This window comes from Caballeronia glathei, from assembly GCF_000698595.1.
GTDB lineage: Bacteria > Pseudomonadota > Gammaproteobacteria > Burkholderiales > Burkholderiaceae > Caballeronia > Caballeronia glathei.
Window position 1 is genome coordinate 23,238 of sequence record NZ_JFHC01000028.1, and the last position, 19,053, is coordinate 42,290.

Consider the following 19,053-nt stretch of genomic DNA (forward strand, 5'->3'; position numbering starts at 1 on the left):
AAGACAAATGGGAAGGCAAAAGCTTGTCGGAAACTGCTGATCGGATACCGCGGGGAAGGTCATTCGAATTGTTCTGCGAATTCTTCGGGCGTGTAGGCCCTGATCGCGAGCGCGTGAACGCCGCGCCGCATCTCCTCGGCCAGCGCATCATACACCATGCGGTGCCGCGCCACGCGGGGCTTGCCGGCGAACTGGCCCGACACGATCGTGACCGTATAGTGGCTTCCGGAAGCCGCGCCGGCGTGGCCCGCGTGCGCGGCGCTGTCGTCGTCGATATGCAGGGACACCGGCGCGAGCGCCGCGTGAAGGCGCGCTTCGAGATGCGCGATCTTGTCCGCCGCCGACGCGCTCATGAAGTCGTTCATCGAATGGGTCACTGTCCGTCCTCCTTCATGTGTCGGGCGAGCCACAGGCTCTGCAGCACGATGAACACGAACAGGCATCCGGTCGCGCCGAAAAGCTTGAAGTTCACCCACTGATCCGTGGTGAAGTTGTACGCCACGAACAGGTTGACCACGCCGAGCAGCGCGAAGAACACGGCCCACGCGACGTTCAGCTGCCCCCAGACGCGATGCGGCAGCACGATCTGCTTGCCCATCATCGCCTCGATCAGGTTCTTTCTGAAGCCGAGCTGCGCGATGATCAGCGCCGCCGCGAAGAGCCAGTAGAGCGCGGTCGGCTTCCACTTGATGAACGTGTCGTTGTGCAGCACGAGCGTCGCGCCGCCGAACACCACCACGACGCCGAGGCTCACCCACAGCATCGCGTCGACCTTGCGATGCCGGAACGCGACCCACGCGATCTGCACGAGCGTTGCCGCGATCGCGACGGCGGTGGCGGTATAGATGCCCCAGATCTTGAATGCGACGAAAAAGAGAATGATCGGAAACAGATCGAACAGGAATTTCATTGGCGTTCGGACGAGGAGGGCACGGGCATGAAAAACACGCGCCGTTTGCGGGCGGCTTGCGGCCGGCGGCAACGACGCGTGCAGGGTCGACCGGACTACGGTCGCAGCATTACTTCTGTTCGAATTGTAGCGCAGCCGAATTGATGCAATAGCGCAGGCCGGTCGGCGCGGGGCCGTCCTCGAACACGTGGCCGAGGTGCGCGCCGCAGTTCTTGCACTGCACTTCGATTCTCAGCATGCCGTGCGAGCGGTCCGTCTTTTCCGCGATCACTTCGCCGTTGATCGGCTTGAAGTAGCTCGGCCAGCCGCAGCCGGCGTCGAACTTCGTATCCGATTCGAAGAGCGGCGTGCCGCAACACACGCAGTCGTACACGCCGCGATCGAAATGATCCCAGTATTTGCCCGTGAACGGCCGCTCGGTGGCGGCGTGCCGGGTGACCTGATATTCCATCTCGGACAGCTCGCGGCGGTAAGTTTCGTCGTCTTTTTGCAGCGGAGCCTTCTCTTCGCGGGTGATGTCGTCTCTGTTCATATCAATCCTCTGGTTTCGGGCAGCCTGGGCAGGCTCATCTATATAGGGGCGTTTTCAGGAAGAGCAACTCACCTCGAGCTCGCTCGCCCAGTCGGGCGGCAGGCCGGCGTAAGACTCGAATTCGGGCTGTTCGTCGAACGGGCGGGCGAGCACGCGCGCGAGCCGCTCGACTTCGGAGAAGTCCTTCTCCTTCGCCTGGCGGATCGCCTGCTCCGCGAGGTGATTGCGCAGCACGTATTTCGGGTTCACGCGACTCATCGCGGCGGCGCGCTCGGCGTCGCTGCGCGTTTCCTGCATGAGCCGCGCGCGGTAGCCGCTCGCCCAGGCGTCGAAGGCGGGGCGGTCGAGGAAAAGGTCGCGCACGGGCGCATCGTTCGACGCATCGGTCTTCGACATCTTCGCGAGATGGCGGAACGTCTGCGTGAAATCGGCGCGGTTCGCATGCATGACTTCGAGCAGGCCGTTTGCGAGCTTGTCGTCGCCTTCACGCGCCTCGGCGAGACCCAGCTTCGCCCGCATCTTCGCCTCGAGCGCGGGCGCGAAACGCGTCTTGAAGCCTTCCAGCACGCGCTGCGCGTCTTCGATCGCGCGTTCACTGCGGCCTTCCTCCGCATACTGCGGCCCGAAGAGCGGCACGAGGGCCTGCGCGAGGCAAAAGAGGTTCCAGTAGCCGACCTGCGGCTGGCGGCTGTACGAATAGCGGCCCTGCGTATCGGAGTGGTTGCAGATGTGATGCGCGTTGAACCCGTCCATGAAGCCGAACGGGCCGTAGTCGATCGTGAGGCCGAGGATCGACATGTTGTCGGTGTTCATCACGCCGTGACAGAAGCCGACCGCCTGCCAGTCCGCCATCAGGTCGGCGGTGCGCCGCGTGGCTTCGGCGAGGAGCGCCATGTACGGGTCGTCGGCTTCGCGGCATTGCGGATAGAAGCGCTCGATCACGTGATCGGCGAGCTTCTTCAGATCGTCCACGCGGTCGTTCGAATAGAAATGCTCGAAGTGGCCGAAGCGCACGAAGCTCGGCGCCACGCGCGTGACGATTGCCGATGTCTCGATCGTCTCGCGGCGCACCGGCAGGTCCGAGCCGATCACGCAGAGCGCGCGCGTCGTCGGGATGCCGAGGTGGTGCATCGCTTCCGAGCAGAGGAACTCGCGGATCGACGAGCGCAGCACGGCGCGGCCGTCGCCCATGCGCGAATACGGCGTGCGCCCGGCGCCCTTGATCTGCACCTCGAGGCGCTCGCCGCCGTGCTCCACTTCGCCCAGGCCGATCGCGCGGCCGTCGCCCAGCTGGCCCGCCCAGACGCCGAACTGGTGGCCCGAATAGACGGTTGCGTAAGGCAGGCGCTCGGCGGGCCAGTCGCTGGTCGGATTGCCCGCGAAGAAGGCGGCGAAGGCGGGATCGGCGGCGATGGCGGGGTCGAAGCCCAGTTGCGCGGCGGCGTCGGCGGAAATGGCCACGACGTAGGGCTCGGGAACGGGCGTGGCGGGAAGACGGGTCAGGAACGCGGAGCCGAGCGCCGCGAATGCACCGGGCCGGCCGATGTCGATCGCAGCGGCCAGGTCGTCCATGGAAAGAGCATCTGCTTCATCGGCTTGCACGGCATTGCTTGGGGAAAACGACATATTGAGCGCCTCTCTATTAACCGATATTGTAAATCCGCGCCCGCGGGCCTGCTGAAAGCCCTGCGCGACGTGCCAGAGCAGTGAACAACGTGCATCCGGACCTGAGAGGATTTCGCCCATGACGTCGCCGCTTTACGGCCAGATGATGGATGTACCGCTGCTCGCATCGTCGCTGTTGTCACACGCTGCACGGCACTTCGGCGACACGGAGATCGTGTCGCGCCGTATCGAAGGGGATATTCACCGCTACACCTACCGGGACTGCGAAAAGCGCGCGAAGCAGCTCGCGCAGGCGCTGATCGCGCTCGGCGTCGCGCCGGGCGAGCGGATCGGCACGCTCGCATGGAACGGCTACCGGCATCTCGAGTGCTACTACGGCGTGACGGGCATGGGCGCCGTCTGCCACACGATCAACCCGCGCCTCTTCGCCGACCAGATCGCGTTCATCATCGATCACGCCGACGACGCCTACGTCTTTTTCGACATGACGTTCGCGCCGCTCGTCGACATCATCGCGCCGCAGTGCCCGAACGTGAAAGGCTGGATCGCGCTCGGCGACGCCGCGTGCATCAGCGAGCACCTCGGCAACCTCGACGTGCCGCTCCTCAGCTACGAGACGCTAGTGGGCGAGCAGGACGGCGACTTCGAATGGCCCGTCTTCGACGAGCGCACGGCTTCGTTTCTCTGCTACACGTCCGGCACGACCGGCAACCCCAAGGGGGCGCTCTACTCGCATCGCTCGACCGTGCTGCACGCCTACGCCGCGGCGCTGCCCGACGCGATGGGCGCTTCGTGCTGCGACTCGATCCTGCCCGTCGTGCCGATGTTCCATGTGAACGCGTGGGGCATTCCGCACGCGGCGCCGCTCGTCGGCGCGAAGCTCGTGTTTCCCGGCAAGGACCTCGACGGCAAGTCGCTCCACGAGCTGATGGAGGCGGAAGGCGTCACGTATTCGGCCGGCGTGCCGACCGTCTGGCTCGGCCTTCTCGCCTACATGAAGCAGGCCGGCGTGCGCTTCTCGACGCTCAGGCGCACGGTGATCGGCGGCTCGGCGTGCCCGCCCGCGATGCTCGCCACCTTCGAGGACGAATACGGCGTCGAGGCGATCCACGCGTGGGGCATGACGGAGATGTCGCCGCTCGGCACGCTCGCGAAGCTCAACTGGAAGCAGAAGCAGCGGCCAGTCGAAGCGCAGCGCCACTCGCGCGAGAAGCAGGGGCATGCGCTCTTTGGCGTCGACATGAAGATCGTCGGCGACGACGGCCAGGAGCTTCCGTGGGACGGCCGCGCGTTCGGCGACCTGCACGTGCGCGGGCCGTGGGTGATCAACCGGTATTTCCGCAAGGACGACACGCCGCTCGTCGAGGGCTGGTTTCCGACCGGCGACGTCGCCACGATCGACCCCGACGGCTTCATGCACATCACCGACCGCAGCAAGGACGTGATCAAGTCGGGCGGCGAGTGGATCAGCTCGATCGACCTGGAGAACATCGCGGTGTCGCATCCGCAGGTCGCGGAGGCGGCGTGCATCGCGTGCTCGCATCCGAAGTGGACCGAGCGCCCGCTCATCGTCGCGGTGCGGCGCCCGGGCGCGACGGTGACGCGCGACGAACTGCTCGCGTTCTACGCGGGCAAGGTCGCGAAGTGGTGGATTCCCGACGACGTCGTCTTCGCCGACGAGTTGCCGCACACCGCGACAGGCAAGCTGCAGAAGCTGCGGCTGCGCGAAATCTACCGCGAGCACGTGCTGCCCGGGGTCGTTGAAAAGACCGTCTGATCGAATCCGCGCGCCCGGGCCGCGACGGCTCGGGCCACCCTCCGCCTTTTTTCCGCCTCACATCCCCGAACAAAATTGAACGAGCGTTCTTTTTTGTGTATTCTGGCGCGGTAACTCAAAATATCCCGAGGCACCGTCGCCGTGTTGCCTGACGCCATGCGGCCGATGGCACGGGGCATCGAATGGAGGCACACGAAATGGCAGTGGATTACACAGTGCGCGACGGCGTGGCCGTCATCACGCTCGACAACCCGCCGGTGAACGGCCTCGGCCATTCAACGCGGCTCGGGATCGTGGAAGGCGTCGAGCGTGCGCGCGACGACGCGTCGGTCACCGCCATCGTGATCACGGGCGCCGGCAAGGCATTCTCGGGCGGCGCCGACATCACCGAATTCAACACGCCCAAAGCGACCCAGGAGCCGACGCTGCACACCGTCATCCGGGCGGTCGAGGGCAGCGCGAAGCCGGTTGTCGCGGCGATCCACAGCGTCGCGATGGGCGGCGGGCTCGAACTTGCGCTCGGCGCGCATTATCGCGTCGCCGCACCCGGCGCGCAGATCGCGCTGCCCGAAGTGAAGCTCGGCATCCTGCCGGGCGCGGGCGGCACGCAGCGCCTGCCGCGCGTGGTCGGGCTCGAAACCGCGCTCAACATGATCGTCTCGGGCACGCCGGTGCTGTCGGAGAAGCTCGCCCAGACCGCGCTGTTCGACCGGCTCGTCGAGGGCGATCTGCTCGATGAAGCGATCCGGTTCGCGAAAGACGCGGGCGCACGCAGCGGCCCGCATCCGAAGGCACGCGAGCGCGCGATCGAGCATCCGAATGCCGAAGGCTTCATTCAGTTCGCGCGCAACAGCGTCGCGGCGGTCGCAAAGCACTTTCCGGCGCCGCACAAGTGCATCGATGCGATCGAGGCGGGCGTGAAGGAAGGCTTCGACCACGGCCTCGCGTTCGAGCGCCAGTGCTTTCTCGCGCTCGTGCAGACGCCCGAGAGCCGCGCGCTGCGCCACGCGTTCTTCGGCGAGCGCGCGGCGGGCAAGATCGCGGACGTGCCGTCGAATACGCCCGTGCGCGCCATCGCGCGTGTCGGCGTGGTCGGCGCGGGGACGATGGGCGGCGGCATCGCGATGAACTTCGTCAACGCGGGGCTGCCCGTCACGCTGCTCGAGACGAGCCAGGAAGCGCTCGATCGCGGGCTCGCGACGATCCGCAAAAACTACGAATCGCAGGTGAAGAAGGGCAAGCTCACGCCCGCGCAGCTCGACGAGCGCATGGCGCTCATCTCGCCGACGCTCGCCTACGGCGATCTCGCGCAGGCCGATCTCGTGATCGAGGCGGTGTTCGAGGAACTCGGCGTGAAGGAGCAGGTGTTCACAAAGCTCGACGAAGTCGCGAAGGACGGCGCGATCCTCGCCTCGAATACGTCGACGCTCGACATCGACAGGATCGCGGCCTTCACGAAGCGTCCCGCCGACGTGCTCGGCATGCACTTCTTCAGCCCGGCGAACGTGATGAAGCTGCTGGAGGTCGTGCGCGGCGGGAAGACCGCGAAAGACGTGCTCGCCACCGTCATGCAGCTCGCGAAGAAAATCAAGAAGACCGCGGTCGTCTCAGGCGTGTGCGACGGCTTCATCGGCAACCGGATGATCGAGCAGTACTTCAGGCAATCGCTCTTCATGGTCGAGGAAGGTGCGATGCCGCAGCAGATCGATCGCGCGATCGAGGCGTTCGGCTTCGCGATGGGGCCGTTTCGCATGAGCGATCTCGCGGGCAACGACATCAGCTGGGCCATCCGCAAGCGCCGCTACGCCGAGCAGCCGGGCCTGCACTATCCGCGCATCGCGGACAGGCTGTGCGAGACCGGGCGCTTCGGGCAGAAGACCGCCGCCGGCTGGTACGACTACCAGCCCGGCGAGCGCAATGCGCGGCCGTCGAAGTTCGTCGAGGACATGATCGTCGCGTATTCGAAGGAGCAGGGCGCGACGCGGCGCGCGATCTCCGATGAGGAGATCGTCGGGCGGCTCGTGCTTTCGCTCGTCAACGAAGGCGCGAAGATTCTGGAGGAAGGGATTGCGTCGAAGGCGTCGGACATCGACATGGTCTATCTGACGGGCTACGGCTTTCCGCTTCATCGCGGCGGCCCGATGCTGTATGCCGATACCATCGGCCTCTACAACGTCGAGCGCGCGATCCGCAAGTACGCCGCGCAGCAGAACGGCGACGCGTGGAAGACGGCCGCGCGCGTGACCGGGCTCGCGGCACAGGGCAAGGGTTTCAACAGCTGAACACGGAATCGATGATGAAAGGCGCAGACGAGGTCCTCCTGGTGGTCGACGTGCAATACGATTTCATGCCGGGCGGGGCGCTCGGCGTGGCGCGCGGCGATGAAATCGTGCCCGTGATCAACCGGCTTGCCCGCGGGTTTTCGCACGTCGTGCTGACGCAGGACTGGCATCCGCGCGGGCACATTTCGTTCGCCGCCAATCATCCGGGGCGCACGCCGTTCGAGATGACGACGCTTGCCTACGGCGAGCAGGTCCTGTGGCCGACGCATTGCGTGCAGGACACCGAAGGCGCGGCGCTGCATCGCGATCTCGACGTGCCGCACGCGCGGCTCGTGATCCGCAAGGGGCATCACGCGAATGTCGACAGCTACTCGGCGTTCATCGAGGCCGACCGCAAGACGTCGACGGGCCTTGCCGGCTATCTGCGCGACGTGGGCGTGTCGCGCGTCTATCTCTGCGGACTCGCGACCGACTATTGCGTCGCGTGGTCGGCGCTCGATGCGCGCAACGCGGGCTTCGAGGTGACCGTGATCGAAGACGCCTGCCGCGCGATCGACCTTGACGGTTCGCTCGCGAAGGCGTGGGAAGACATGGCGGCGGCGGGCGTCGGGCGGATCGGCTCGGACGCCTTGCTGCAAGCGTCGTGATTGCCGGTCCCGTTCCGGCGCGCGGGCACACCAACACATATTGCAGGAGACGACATGACTGACGCGGTAATCGTATCGACAGCACGCACGGGGCTCGCCAAATCGTGGCGCGGCGCACTCAACATGACGCACGGCGCGACGCTCGGCGGGCACGTGACGAAGGCCGCGGTCGAGCGCGCGGGGATCGATCCGGCGCGCGTCGAGGACGTGATCATGGGCTGCGCGAATCCCGAAGGCGCGACGGGCGCGAACATCGCGCGGCAGATCGCGTTGCGCGCGGGGCTGCCGGTGGCGGTGCCGGGCATGACGGTGAACCGCTTCTGCTCGTCGGGCCTGCAGACCATCGCGCTCGCGGCGCAGCGGATCATCGCGGGCGAGGGCGATGTGTACGTCGCGGGCGGCGTGGAGTCGATTTCGTGCGTGCAGAACGAGATGAACCGGCACATGCTCGCCGAAGGATGGCTCAAGGCACACAAGCCCGAGATCTACTGGCCGATGCTGCAGACCGCCGAAACCGTGGCGAAGCGCTACGAAATCGCGAAGGAGCGGCAGGACGAATACGGCGTGCGGTCGCAGCAGCGCGCGGCGGCGGCGCAGGCGGCGGGCCGGTTCGACGCCGAGATCGTGCCGATCACGGTGCTGGCCGGTGTCGCCGACAAGGCGTCGGGGCGGCTCTTCACGAAGGAGGTCACGCTGTCGGCCGATGAAGGCATTCGCGCCGACACGACGCTCGAGGGCGTGTCGAAGATCCGCACCGCACTGCCGGGTGGCGTCATCACGGCGGGCAACGCGAGCCAGTTTTCGGACGGGGCGTCGGCTTGCGTCGTGATGAGCGCTGAGGTCGCCGAAAGGGAAGGCTTGCAGCCGCTCGGGATCTTTCGCGGTTTCGCGGTGGCGGGGTGCGAGCCGGACGAAATGGGCATCGGGCCGGTGTTCGCCGTGCCGAAGCTCCTGAAGCGCGCGGGCCTTGCGGTCGAGGACATCGGTCTCTGGGAACTCAACGAAGCGTTCGCGGTGCAGGTGCTCTATTGCCGCGACCGGCTTGGCATTCCGGACGAGCGGCTCAATGTCAACGGCGGCGCGATCGCGGTCGGGCATCCGTATGGCGTGTCGGGCGCGCGACTGACGGGGCATGCGCTCATCGAAGGGAAGCGGCGCGGGGCGAAGTTTGTCGTGGTGACGATGTGCGTCGGGGGCGGGCAGGGGGCGGCGGGGTTGTTCGAGATCGTGTGACGCCGGATCTTGCAGGCGTGCCGCTGCGGCTTTTTTTGATACGCTTGAGCCCTCGATCAAGAAGGAGTCTGCCGTGCTACGTCACATCGTCATGTGGAAACTGAAAGACCACGCAGAGGGCGCCGACCGCGCCGAGAACGCAAAGAAACTGAAAACCACGCTCGAAACCTGCCGCAGCATCGTGAAGGGTCAGGGCCACTTCGAAGTCGGCATCGCGCAGCCCGGCTTCGAAGCGACCTACGACGTCGTCCTCGTCTCCGATTTCGACGACAAGGCCGCGCTCGACGCCTACCAGAACCACCCTAAGCATCTGGCGATCAAGGACTTCGTCGCCGCGGTGCGCGAAGGGCGGCAGTGCATCGACTACGAAGTGTGACCGCGATGCCGCAGAAGAACGAAACCACCGCCGGCATCCCGCCGATCGAGAGCCCGTTCGTCGATTCGCTCGGCGTGCAGGTGATCAGTGCCGCCGACGGCGCGAGCGAAGTCCTGATGCCGCTCGGCGCCGCGCACATGAACACCTGGGGCATTGCCCACGGCGGCGTCACGATGACGCTTGCCGACGTGGCGCTCGCGATGGCCGCGCGCAGCGTCGCGGGCGACGGCATCGGCGTCGTCACCGTCGAGATGAAGGTCAATTTCATGCAGCCGGGCCGCGGCGAGCTGCGCGGCTTCGGCCGCGTGCTGCACCGCTCGACCACGATGGCCTATTGCGAAGGCGAGATTCGCGACAGCGAAGGCCATTTCGTCGCCAAGGCGCTCGGCACGTTCAAGTACATGAAGCGGCTCGCCGTGGGCCGCGACATCGCACGCCAGCGCATGCGCTCGGACCCGTCGGCGAAGCCCGGCCCGAGCGACGCCTGATCACCGACCATCGAGAGAGGAGCATCGACCATGTCCGACACTGATCCGATCAACCGGCAAATCCTCCTCGTCTCGCGTCCAGCGGGCGAGGCCACTGCCGACAACTTCAGGCTCGTAAAAACGCCCCTGCCGCCGCTCGCGAGCGGCCAGGTGCGCGTGCGCAATCATTATCTTTCGCTCGATCCGTACATGCGCGGCCGCATGAACGACTCGAAGTCGTATGCCGCGCCGCAACCGCTCGGCGAAGTGATGATCGGCGGGACGGTGGGCGAGGTCGTCGAATCGCAGAATCCGAAGTTCAAGCCCGGCGACAAGGTGCTCGGCATGTTCGGCTGGCAGGAATACGGCACGTCCGATGGCAGCGGCCTGAAGATCGTCGACACGGCGCACGTGCCGATTTCCGCGTATCTCGGCGCGGTCGGCATGCCGGGCGTGACCGGCTGGTACGGCCTGAACCGGATCATCGAGCCGAAAGCGGGCGAAACCGTGGTCGTGAGCGCGGCGAGCGGCGCGGTGGGCAGCGTCGTCGGGCAACTCGCGAAGGTGGCGGGCTGCCGCGTGGTCGGCATCGCGGGCGGGGCGGACAAGTGCAGCTACGTCGTGGAGTCGCTCGGCTTCGACGCATGCGTCGACTACAAGGCGGGCAACCTGTATCAGGATCTCAAGGCGGCGGCGCCGAACGGTATCGACGGCTATTTCGAGAACGTCGGCGGCCCGGTGCTCGACGCCGTTCTGCCGCAGATGAACGCGTTCGGACGCATCGCGGTGTGCGGGATGATCGCGCGCTACGACGGCGCGCCGGTGCCCCTGCAGCACCCGGAACTGATCCTCACGCAGCGGCTGAAGGTGCAGGGCTTCATCGTGAATGAACAGCCCGACGTCTGGCCGCAGGCGCTCAGGCAACTGGGCGAACTCGTCGCGCAGAAGAAGCTGCATTTTCGCGAGAGCATCGCGCAGGGCATTGAAAACGCGCCTGAGGCGTTTCTCGGACTGCTCAAGGGCAGGAATTTCGGCAAGCAGCTCGTGAGGCTGGTCTGACAAGGCTTTCACGCGATCAGGCGTGAATCAGGAGAGGGCGTGGATCAATTCGAAGGCAAGGTTGCTGTGATCACCGGCGGCGGCAGCGGTTTCGGCCGCGAGTTCGCGGTGAAGGGCGCGTCGCTCGGCATGAAGCTCGTGCTCGCCGACGTCGACGCGAACGCGCTCGCGCAAACGGTGGACATGCTGCGCGCATCGGGTGCCGAGGCGATCGGCGTGCCAACCGATGTCTCCGACGCCCGCGCGGTGGACGCGCTCGCGCAAGCCACGCTCGATGCCTTCGGCGCGGCGCACCTGCTCTTCAACAACGCTGGCGTCGGCGCGGGCGGCTTCGTCTGGGAGAACAGCGCAAACGACTGGCAATGGGTGTTCGGCGTGAACGTGATGGGCGTGGCGAACGGCCTGCGCGCGTTCGTGCCGCTCATGCTGCGGCAGAACGAGCCCGCGCACATCGTCAACACGGCCTCTGTTGCGGGCCTGCTCGCCGCGCCGGCCATGGGCGTCTACAACGCGTCGAAGCATGCGGTCGTCGGGTTGACGGAAACGCTCCATCACGACCTGGCGATCGCGGGCGGGCCGGTCGGCTGTTCGCTGCTTTGCCCGGCGTTCGTGCCGACGGGCATCGCGGATGCGGAACGCACGCGGCCCGGCAAACTGCGCAACGAAGCGCCGCTCACGGCGTCGCAGAAGCTCGCCGGCAGGCAACTGGCGAAGGCGGTGCAGGGGGGCAGGCTGTCGGCGCGGGAAGTCGCGGAGATCACCTTCGATGCGATCCGCGAACGGCGCTTTTACGTGATCACGCACCCGGGCATCATGGCGTCGGTGCAGCTGCGTCTGGACGACATCGCGCAATTGCGCAACCCGACCGATCCGATGTCGCTCAAGCCCGAGGTGAAACCGGTGTCGCAGTGACGGGGCCGGCATTGACATGCTGACTACTCGCGGCGCCCGGCGGCTTGCGCGCCGCCGCGATCGTGGCATCATCACGAGCCGTCAAACGCTCAGGCCCAGCCGATGCCGCTGAATCCCAAGATCGCCCAGATTCTCGAGATGGTCGCCCGCGCAAAGCGGCCGCCCTATCACACGCTGACGCCGCGCGAGGCGCGTGCCGCCTACGCGACGAGCGCGCAGATCCTCGACGTCGCACCCGCCCCGATGTACGACACCCAGGACATCGAGATCCCAGCGCGCGACGGCGCCACCTTGCGCACGCGCCTCTACTTTCCGTTCGAGCCAAGTTGGACACAGCCGGCGCCCGCGCTCGTGTATTTCCATGGCGGCGGCTTCACGGTCGGCAGCATCGAGACGCACGATGCGCTGTGCCGCAAGCTCGCGCACGACGCCTGCTGCGTCGTGGCGTCGGTCGACTATCGGCTCGCGCCCGAGCACAGGTTTCCGGTCGCGGTGAACGACGCGTTCGACGCGCTGCAATGGCTGCACGCGCAGGCAGAAACGCTTGGCATCGACCCGGCGCGGCTCGCCGTGGGCGGCGACAGCGCGGGCGGCACGCTCGCCACCGTCTGCGCCGCGCTCGCACGCGACGCCGGCATTGCGCTGCGCCTGCAATTGCTGATCTATCCGGGCACGAGCGCGCGGCAGCAGAGCGAATCGCATGCGCGGCTCGCCGAGGGTTTTCTGCTCTCGGGCGAGACGATTCAGTGGTTTTTCGCCCAATATCTGCAAGACGACGGCGATCGCGACGACTGGCGCTTCGCGCCGCTCGACGGCACGCGCGGCATGCCGGATTTCACGGGCGTCGCACCGGCCTGGATTGCCGCCGCCGACCATGATCCTCTGTTCGACGAAGACATCGCGTATGCGGACAAACTGCGCGCCGCGGGCGTGCCGGTGAGCTTGCGCCGCTACGAGGGGATGATCCACGAGTTTTTCAAGATGGGCGGCTTCGTGCCCGAAGTGGCGCAGGCGCACGCCGAAGCCGTGGACGCACTGCGATCGGCGCTGGAAGTGCCGGACGAGCGATGATCGCGGGGCGCCGAAGCTTGTCCGCCGCGACGCGCACTCACCACTAAAAAAGTTTAAAGAACTTTACGCGCATAAAGAAAATCAGCGCGCGACGTCGAACGCGTGGCTGCGCTCGAAGGCCCCCGGCCGCACCACGCGATGCGAGCCGTCGTCGTCGCTGCGTTCCTTGATCTCGACCGTGAGGCCGTCGTCGAACTGGCGCACGCGCAGCGCCGTCGTGCTGCGCGTGCCGTATTCGGGCGTTTCGATGAACGCCGCCGACAGCACCCGTTCGCGCTCGACGGAAATGCCCGTCGACGGCAGCAGGTCGTCGTTGGCGATGCGCGGATCACGCAGGGTTTCGATCAGCACGTCGAGCGACGGCTGTTCGTCGGCGTGAATGAGGTCGCACAAGGCTTCGCGCTGGGCGACGAGCTTCGGCCACGGCGTGTTCAGCAGGCTGTTGGAAAGGCCGTGCACGCCCGGTTCCAGCAGCGACGGCGGGGCGTCCGCGCGATTGCCGTACCAGCCGAGTTCGCGGCGCGTGAAATCGCCGACGAGCAGGTTGAAGCCGTTGTAGCGATGCCCCTCGCGCGCCACGCGGCGCAGGTAGTCGAGCGGGGGGACGGGCGCATCGGCGAGGAAATCGCTGACCAGCGCGCCGCGCGTCGGCGCATCGGGACGCACTTCGCTCGGCGCGCGGTAGTTCGTAAGCGCGGCGAAGCGGCCGTCGCGCGTGACGCCAAGCCAGGTGCCGCCGCCTGTCAGGTCGCGCCCTGCGAGCACGTTCGGCGCGTCCGGCCACCAGGCAAGCGAGTCGGTATCGCGGCGAAAGAACTCGTCGCGATTCGCCGAGAGCGTGAGAAGCGGACGCGCGCCGCCCGACGCATACGCATCGGGCTGCCAGTCGAAGACGATCAGGCACATGATGTCGGATGCTCAGGCGTCGGCGGGAAAAGCGTAGGGAAGCGGCAGGAACGACAGCGCCGGGCCCTCAGCCGAGCCGACGTGCACCTTGCCGGGCTCAAGCGCGGCCAGCTTGATCTCGACGAGGCAGTCGACTCCGCCGTGCTCGGCCGGCGCCGTGTTGATCACGAGGCCGCAGGGCTGGCCGGGGTCGTCCGAGTGGAACACCTCGTTGCCGGGCGCGGCCGCCTCCGCGTGCGCGAGCGCCGTGCGGCGCTTGAGCGTGCCGCGATACTGACTGCGCGCGACGATTTCCTGCCCCGGATAGCAGCCTTTCTTGAAATTGACGCCGCCGAGCACGTCGAAGTTGACCATCTGCGGGACGAACTGCTCGGAGGTGGCCTGCGTGATGCGCGGCTCGCCTGCGTGGATGTCGAGCCAGTCCCACAGCGCCGCCGGCGCGCGCGTCAACTTCTGTTCGAGGCCCGCCAGGCGCGCCTCGACTTCGGCCTTCGGGCCGACCCACAGGAAGCGCGGACGGTGCGCCGCATCCGGCACGCGGATCAGCGCGCCGTGCGGGCCTTCCACCTTCACGTGCACGCCGTCGGGCAGGGCGTCGAAGATCCCGGAGAGCGCCGCGCGCACGTCGCCCGCGAAGCCGACTGCTGCGACTTCGGGCGTTGCGTCGGCGAGCTTCGCCTTCGCGCGCAGCACGAACATCGACAGGCGCTTCTGCACGGCCGCCTGGACGTCTTGCGAGATCAGGAGACGCACCGCGTCCGCCGTGCGCCACATCAGGAACGACGCGAGGAGCCGCCCCTTCGGCGAGCAATAGCCGGCAAGGCGCGCCGTGGATGCGTCGAGATGCTGGACGTCGTTGGTGAGTTGCGTGTGGAGGAAGCTCGCGGCGTCTTCGCCCCTGACGTCGATCACGCCGAACTGCGTGAGCGGAATGAATGCGCCCGAGGTCTGCACGGCGTCGAATCCGGGTGCGGCGGGTGAAGCGGTGGATGCAGTCATGGGGTGTGCTTGCTGTCAATCCTGACGATGGCGGGGGCGAACAAGTATTATATGGGGTCTATCCGAAGCGTGTTTCGCATGTCCCTTTTGAAGAAATGTCTCATCGCGGCGGCGTCTGCCGTCGTGATCGCGATCGCGCTTGCAGGCGGCGTCTATTACTGGGCCACGAAGCCGATGCAGCTCGCCACGCCGCAGCTCGATGTCACCATCAAGCCCCACAGCAGCCTGCGCAGCGTCAGCAACCAGCTGAGCCGCGGCGGCGTGCCGGTCGAACCCGAGCTGTTCATCCTGATGACCCGCGTGCTGGGGCTCTCGGCTCAGCTGAAGTCGGGCAACTACGAGTTCAAGAGCGGCATCACGCCGTACGAAGTGTTGCAGAAGATCGCCCGCGGCGACGTGAACGAGTACGTGGCGACCGTGATCGAAGGCTGGACGCTGCAGAAGATGCGCAGCGAACTCGACGCCAATTCCGCGCTCACGCACGACACGGCCGGCATGACCGACACCGATCTGCTGAAGGCGATCGGGGCGGCGGAGGTGGACAAGGCGTCCGCGGAGGGCCTTTTCTTCCCGGACACCTATCTCTTCGACAAGGGCACGAGCGATCTCACCGTCTATCGCCGCGCGTACCGGCTGATGCAGCAGCGGCTCACGGAGGCGTGGAACGCGCGCGCGCCGGGCCTGCCCTACAAGACGCCGTACGAGGCGCTGATCATGGCGTCGATCGTCGAGAAGGAGACCGGGCGGGCCGCCGACCGGCCGCTTGTCGCGGCGGTGTTCGCGAACCGGCTGCGCATCGGGATGCCGCTGCAGACCGACCCGACGGTGATCTACGGGCTCGGCCCGTCCTACGCGGGGCGGCTGAAGAAAAAGGACCTCCAAACCGACACTCCGTACAATACCTACACGCGCATGGGTCTGCCGCCGACGCCGATCGCGCTGCCGGGTGTCGCATCGCTTGCCGCCACGCTGAATCCCGCATCGAGCACGGCGCTCTATTTCGTGTCGCGCGGCGACGGCAGCAGCATCTTTTCAGACAATCTTGGCGACCATAACAAGGCCGTCGACAAGTACATCCGGGGTCAATGATGGTGCGCGGCAAATTCATTACGTTCGAAGGCATCGACGGCGCGGGCAAGACCACGCATCTGAACTGGTTTCGCGAGCGGCTGGAAGCGCGGATCGCGGCGAGCGGGCGCTCGGTGGTGGTGACGCGCGAGCCCGGCGGCACGGCGCTCGGCGAGACGCTGCGCGGCATTCTGCTGAACCAGCCGATGGATCTCGAAACCGAGGCGCTGCTCATGTTCGCGGCGCGCCGCGAGCACCTCGCGCAAGTGATCGAGCCGGCGCTCGCGCGCGGCGACTGGGTGCTCTCCGACCGTTTTTCCGACGCGACCTTCGCCTATCAGGGCGGCGGCCGCGGCCTGCCGCGCGACAAGCTCGAAGCGCTGGAGCGCTGGGTGCAGGGGGGGTTTCAGCCGGACCTGACCGTGCTGTTCGACGTGCCGATCGCCACCGCGAGCGAGCGGCGCGGCGCAGCGCGCTCGCCGGACAAGTTCGAGAGCGAGTCGGAAGCGTTTTTCGCGCGTACGCGCAACGAATATCTGCGGCGGGCCGAAGAGTCGCCGGAGCGGTTCGTGATCGTGGACGCGACGCGCAGCATCGCTGATATTCAGGATGTGCTTGAGGATGTCATCTCAACTGTATGAATAAGAAGGATATTTTTTATATCTAATGTTGGATCCAGGTTGAGAAGTATCGGCCAAGATGTTGATTCAAAAGATGTTTCACGAAATGCCGATGCATTACTTGAATAAACTAATTCAAGTCATTGAAAAATATAGAGATTAGATGATCTACCCTTGGCAAACCGACGACTGGACCCGCCTTCAGCAGTTGCGCGCGCACTGGCCGCATGCGCTCCTGCTGCACGGCGAGGCAGGCATCGGCAAACTCAAGTTCGCGCAGCATCTTGCCCAGGGCCTGCTCTGCGAATCGTCGCAGTCGAACGGCGAGCCCTGCGGCACATGCTCCGCCTGCCACTGGTTCACGCAGGGCAACCATCCCGACTATCGCGCGGTGGTCCCCGAGGCGCTGGCGGGTCTCGTCACCGCTGCGGACCCCGCCGCCGACGACAAGCCCGACACCGACGAAGGCAAGAAAACACGCACGCCGAGCAAGGAAATCAAGATCGAGCAGGTGCGCGCGCTGCTCGACTTCTGCGGCGTCGGATCGCATCGCGGCGGGTTACGCGTCGTGCTGCTGTATCCGGCGGAGGCGCTCAACGTCGCCGCCTCGAACGCGCTTCTGAAGACGCTCGAAGAACCGCCGTCGGGCGTGGTCTTCCTGCTCGTTTCGGCGCGCATGGACCGGCTGCTGCCGACCATCGTCAGCCGCTGCCGCCAATGGCCGATGTCGCTGCCGCAGCCCGGCGCGGCGGTCGAATGGCTCGCGGCGCAAGGTGTGGCCGACCCCGCGGCGCTCCTCGCCGAAGTGGGCGGCGCGCCGCTCAACGCGCTCGCGCTCGCGAGCGACGAAAACCGGCCGCTGCGCGATTTCACGCTTGCGCAACTCGCCGCCGGGCCGAACTGCGACGCCTTCGCCTGCGGCGAAAGCCTCCAGAAGCTGCCCGTGCCGACCGTGCTCGGCTGGCTTCAGCGCTGGCTGTTCGATCTGCTCGCGCAGCGCACGGCGGGCCGTCCGCGCTATTTTCCGAACGCGTCGAAGGCACTCGAGCGCTGCGCGCGCGAGGCCGATCCCGCCGCGCTCGCCCGCTACATGCGCACCGTCACGCGCCAGCGCGCGGTGGAAAACCACCCGCTGAATGCGCGCCTCGTGTTTGAAGAACTTTTCATCGGTTATCGCGACGTTTTCGCGACTTGATGCCCGCCCGCCAACCATGAGTTTGACTTACCGCGACGCCACACTCGACGATCTGCCCGCCATCGTCGCCATCTACAATTCGACGGTGCCCTCGCGCTGCGTCACCGCCGACCTGGAACCCGTGACGGTGGAAAGCCGGCTCGGCTGGTTCCACGCGCACGGTCCGAAGGCACGCCCGCTGTGGGTCGTCGAGGAAGGCGGCGAGGTGATCGCGTGGCTGAGCTTCTCGGACTTCTATGGCCGTCCGGCCTATTCGCGCACGACGGAGGTGAGCATCTACCTCGACGAAAAGGCGCGCGGCAAGGGGCTCGGCAGGAAACTGCTGCAGGCCGCGCTCGACAAGGCGCCCGCGCTCGAAGTCGATACGGTGCTCGGCTTCATCTTCGGCCACAACGAAGCGAGCCTGCGGCTCTTCAGGGGCTTCGGCTTCGAGGTATGGGGGTCGCTGCCGCGCGTGGCGGTGCTCGACGGCGTCGAGCGCGATCTCGTGATCCTCGGGCGGCGCCTCGATGCCGCGCCTCGCGCCTGAGCGGCGGCCGCCAACACAGGAAACAGCGCCATGTTTGTCGATTCGCATTGCCACATCAACTTCGAAGGCCTCGCCGAGCGCATGCCCGACGTGCTCGCGAAGATGCGCGAGCATCAGGTGACGCACGCGCTGTGCGTCAGCGTCGATTTCGAGACGCTGCCGTCCGTGCTCGCGCTCGCTGAAGCGCACGAGAACATCTATGCGTCGGTGGGCGTTCATCCCGACCACGAGGATGCGAAAGAGCCGAGCGTCGCGGAACTGGTGGAACTGGCGTCGCATCCGAAGGTCGTCGCCATCGGTGAGACCGGGCTCGACTACTACCGGCTGGAAGGCCGCACGATCGCCGACATGGAATGGCAGCGCGAGCGCTTTCGCACGCACATCCGCGCGGCCCACGCGACGGGCAAGCCGCTCATCGTGCATACGCGCTCGTCGGCGGAAGACACGCTGCGCATCATGGAAGAGGAGCACGCGAGCGTGCCGGGCGGCGTGATGCACTGCTTCACGGAGCCGTGGAGTGTGGCTGCGCCTGCGCTGGCGCAGAATTTTTACATCTCGCTTTCCGGCATTGTCACGTTCAAGAACGCGAAAGACGTCCACGATGTCGCGAGGCGCGTGCCGCTCGAGCGTCTCCTGATCGAAACCGACTCGCCCTATCTCGCGCCGGTGCCGTATCGCGGCAAGCCGAATGAACCTGCGTACGTCAGTTATGTCGGACGTTTCATCGCGCAACTGCGCGAGCTTCCGGACGAAGCGCTCGCGCAGGCGACCACCGACAACTTTTTCCGGCTATTCAAGATTGCGCGGCCCGAGGCCGGTGAATGACCGCCGCAATGCAACGATC

Annotated in this window: 20 protein-coding genes; 14 read left to right on the forward strand and 6 right to left on the reverse strand. The window is 66.4% G+C overall.

The genetic code is table 11. From position 1 onward, the window contains the following. Positions 1-59 precede the first annotated feature (59 nt). From BG61_RS18385 to BG61_RS18400, 4 genes are all read right to left on the reverse strand, one after another. Complete coding sequence (locus BG61_RS18385; protein WP_035933369.1) at positions 60-365, reverse strand: BolA family protein; 306 nt, start codon at positions 363-365, stop codon at positions 60-62. A gap of 8 nt (positions 366-373) precedes the next feature. Beyond that, positions 374-910 (reverse strand): septation protein A, encoded by a 537-nt coding sequence (locus BG61_RS18390; protein WP_035933366.1) that lies wholly within the window; start codon positions 908-910, stop codon positions 374-376. A gap of 109 nt (positions 911-1,019) precedes the next feature. Further along, entirely contained in the window at positions 1,020-1,442 is a 423-nt protein-coding gene (gene msrB, locus BG61_RS18395) for a peptide-methionine (R)-S-oxide reductase MsrB (RefSeq protein ID WP_035933364.1), read from the reverse strand. A 54-nt stretch (positions 1,443-1,496) separates the two neighbouring features. Next, positions 1,497-3,068, reverse strand: a complete 1,572-nt coding sequence (locus tag BG61_RS18400; RefSeq protein ID WP_035933349.1) for a protein adenylyltransferase SelO — start codon at positions 3,066-3,068, stop codon at positions 1,497-1,499. Between the two features lie 118 nt (positions 3,069-3,186). Here BG61_RS18400 and BG61_RS18405 point away from each other — a divergent pair, with 118 nt between their 5' ends. The 9 genes from BG61_RS18405 (at position 3,187) to BG61_RS18445 (ending at position 12,892) form a co-directional block, all read left to right on the forward strand. Further along, on the forward strand, positions 3,187-4,845 hold the full coding sequence (locus tag BG61_RS18405; protein ID WP_035933347.1) for a 3-(methylthio)propionyl-CoA ligase: 1,659 nt from the start codon (positions 3,187-3,189) through the stop codon (positions 4,843-4,845). A gap of 197 nt (positions 4,846-5,042) precedes the next feature. Further along, complete coding sequence (locus tag BG61_RS18410; RefSeq protein WP_035933552.1) at positions 5,043-7,127, forward strand: 3-hydroxyacyl-CoA dehydrogenase NAD-binding domain-containing protein; 2,085 nt, start codon at positions 5,043-5,045, stop codon at positions 7,125-7,127. 14 nt (positions 7,128-7,141) lie between these two features. Further along, positions 7,142-7,774: a bifunctional nicotinamidase/pyrazinamidase gene (gene pncA, locus BG61_RS18415; protein WP_035933550.1), complete on the forward strand. Its 633-nt coding sequence runs from the start codon at positions 7,142-7,144 to the stop codon at positions 7,772-7,774. A 54-nt stretch (positions 7,775-7,828) separates the two neighbouring features. Then, on the forward strand, positions 7,829-9,007 hold the full coding sequence (locus BG61_RS18420; protein ID WP_035933345.1) for an acetyl-CoA C-acyltransferase: 1,179 nt from the start codon (positions 7,829-7,831) through the stop codon (positions 9,005-9,007). Between the two features lie 73 nt (positions 9,008-9,080). Next, the gene (locus BG61_RS18425) at positions 9,081-9,383 is read left to right on the forward strand and encodes a Dabb family protein (protein ID WP_035933343.1); all 303 of its coding nucleotides are present in this window, start codon (positions 9,081-9,083) and stop codon (positions 9,381-9,383) included. A gap of 5 nt (positions 9,384-9,388) precedes the next feature. Next, the gene (locus BG61_RS18430) at positions 9,389-9,871 is read left to right on the forward strand and encodes a PaaI family thioesterase (protein WP_035933547.1); all 483 of its coding nucleotides are present in this window, start codon (positions 9,389-9,391) and stop codon (positions 9,869-9,871) included. A gap of 30 nt (positions 9,872-9,901) precedes the next feature. After that, positions 9,902-10,909: an NADP-dependent oxidoreductase gene (locus BG61_RS18435; protein WP_035933341.1), complete on the forward strand. Its 1,008-nt coding sequence runs from the start codon at positions 9,902-9,904 to the stop codon at positions 10,907-10,909. A 39-nt stretch (positions 10,910-10,948) separates the two neighbouring features. Continuing rightward, positions 10,949-11,821, forward strand: a complete 873-nt coding sequence (locus BG61_RS18440; RefSeq protein ID WP_035933339.1) for an SDR family oxidoreductase — start codon at positions 10,949-10,951, stop codon at positions 11,819-11,821. A 102-nt stretch (positions 11,822-11,923) separates the two neighbouring features. Beyond that, the gene (locus BG61_RS18445) at positions 11,924-12,892 is read left to right on the forward strand and encodes an alpha/beta hydrolase (RefSeq protein ID WP_035933337.1); all 969 of its coding nucleotides are present in this window, start codon (positions 11,924-11,926) and stop codon (positions 12,890-12,892) included. Positions 12,893-12,973: 81 nt separating this feature from the next. Here BG61_RS18445 and BG61_RS18450 read toward each other — a convergent pair whose 3' ends face one another. Next, on the reverse strand, positions 12,974-13,798 hold the full coding sequence (locus BG61_RS18450; RefSeq protein WP_035933335.1) for an NRDE family protein: 825 nt from the start codon (positions 13,796-13,798) through the stop codon (positions 12,974-12,976). Positions 13,799-13,810: 12 nt separating this feature from the next. Continuing rightward, positions 13,811-14,797, reverse strand: coding sequence for a CAF17-like 4Fe-4S cluster assembly/insertion protein YgfZ (ygfZ, locus tag BG61_RS18455; protein ID WP_035933333.1), 987 nt, complete (start codon positions 14,795-14,797; stop codon positions 13,811-13,813). A gap of 78 nt (positions 14,798-14,875) precedes the next feature. Here ygfZ and mltG point away from each other — a divergent pair, with 78 nt between their 5' ends. The 5 genes from mltG (at position 14,876) to BG61_RS18480 (ending at position 19,034) form a co-directional block, all read left to right on the forward strand. After that, a complete protein-coding gene (gene mltG, locus BG61_RS18460; RefSeq protein WP_035933330.1) occupies positions 14,876-15,886 on the forward strand; it encodes an endolytic transglycosylase MltG in 1,011 nt (336 codons plus the stop codon). Beyond that, entirely contained in the window at positions 15,886-16,506 is a 621-nt protein-coding gene (gene tmk / locus BG61_RS18465; RefSeq protein ID WP_035933328.1) for a dTMP kinase, read from the forward strand. The genes mltG and tmk overlap by 1 nt, the downstream gene beginning before the upstream one ends. 142 nt (positions 16,507-16,648) lie before the next feature. Then, positions 16,649-17,680: a DNA polymerase III subunit delta' gene (locus BG61_RS18470; protein ID WP_035933326.1), complete on the forward strand. Its 1,032-nt coding sequence runs from the start codon at positions 16,649-16,651 to the stop codon at positions 17,678-17,680. Between the two features lie 16 nt (positions 17,681-17,696). Further along, positions 17,697-18,209, forward strand: a complete 513-nt coding sequence (locus BG61_RS18475; RefSeq protein WP_035933325.1) for a GNAT family N-acetyltransferase — start codon at positions 17,697-17,699, stop codon at positions 18,207-18,209. 30 nt (positions 18,210-18,239) lie between these two features. Next, complete coding sequence (locus tag BG61_RS18480) at positions 18,240-19,034, forward strand: TatD family hydrolase (protein ID WP_035933323.1); 795 nt, start codon at positions 18,240-18,242, stop codon at positions 19,032-19,034. Positions 19,035-19,053 lie beyond the last annotated feature (19 nt).

What these genes read in the sequence shown, in the direction of transcription:
- BG61_RS18420 (WP_035933345.1), top strand. Translation starts at nt 7,829, where the DNA reads ATGACTGACGCGGTAATCGTATCGACAGCACGCACGGGGCTCGCCAAA.
- BG61_RS18430 (WP_035933547.1), top strand. Translation starts at nt 9,389, where the DNA reads ATGCCGCAGAAGAACGAAACCACCGCCGGCATCCCGCCGATCGAGAGC.
- BG61_RS18480 (WP_035933323.1), top strand. Translation starts at nt 18,240, where the DNA reads ATGTTTGTCGATTCGCATTGCCACATCAACTTCGAAGGCCTCGCCGAG.
- BG61_RS18400 (WP_035933349.1), bottom strand. Translation starts at nt 3,068, where the DNA reads ATGTCGTTTTCCCCAAGCAATGCCGTGCAAGCCGATGAAGCAGATGCT.
- mltG (WP_035933330.1), top strand. Translation starts at nt 14,876, where the DNA reads ATGTCCCTTTTGAAGAAATGTCTCATCGCGGCGGCGTCTGCCGTCGTG.
- msrB (WP_035933364.1), bottom strand. Translation starts at nt 1,442, where the DNA reads ATGAACAGAGACGACATCACCCGCGAAGAGAAGGCTCCGCTGCAAAAA.
- pncA (WP_035933550.1), top strand. Translation starts at nt 7,142, where the DNA reads ATGAAAGGCGCAGACGAGGTCCTCCTGGTGGTCGACGTGCAATACGAT.
- BG61_RS18385 (WP_035933369.1), bottom strand. Translation starts at nt 365, where the DNA reads ATGAACGACTTCATGAGCGCGTCGGCGGCGGACAAGATCGCGCATCTC.
- BG61_RS18450 (WP_035933335.1), bottom strand. Translation starts at nt 13,798, where the DNA reads ATGTGCCTGATCGTCTTCGACTGGCAGCCCGATGCGTATGCGTCGGGC.
- ygfZ (WP_035933333.1), bottom strand. Translation starts at nt 14,797, where the DNA reads ATGACTGCATCCACCGCTTCACCCGCCGCACCCGGATTCGACGCCGTG.
- BG61_RS18470 (WP_035933326.1), top strand. Translation starts at nt 16,649, where the DNA reads ATGATCTACCCTTGGCAAACCGACGACTGGACCCGCCTTCAGCAGTTG.
- BG61_RS18410 (WP_035933552.1), top strand. Translation starts at nt 5,043, where the DNA reads ATGGCAGTGGATTACACAGTGCGCGACGGCGTGGCCGTCATCACGCTC.
- BG61_RS18390 (WP_035933366.1), bottom strand. Translation starts at nt 910, where the DNA reads ATGAAATTCCTGTTCGATCTGTTTCCGATCATTCTCTTTTTCGTCGCA.
- BG61_RS18475 (WP_035933325.1), top strand. Translation starts at nt 17,697, where the DNA reads ATGAGTTTGACTTACCGCGACGCCACACTCGACGATCTGCCCGCCATC.
- BG61_RS18445 (WP_035933337.1), top strand. Translation starts at nt 11,924, where the DNA reads ATGCCGCTGAATCCCAAGATCGCCCAGATTCTCGAGATGGTCGCCCGC.
- BG61_RS18435 (WP_035933341.1), top strand. Translation starts at nt 9,902, where the DNA reads ATGTCCGACACTGATCCGATCAACCGGCAAATCCTCCTCGTCTCGCGT.
- BG61_RS18405 (WP_035933347.1), top strand. Translation starts at nt 3,187, where the DNA reads ATGACGTCGCCGCTTTACGGCCAGATGATGGATGTACCGCTGCTCGCA.
- tmk (WP_035933328.1), top strand. Translation starts at nt 15,886, where the DNA reads ATGGTGCGCGGCAAATTCATTACGTTCGAAGGCATCGACGGCGCGGGC.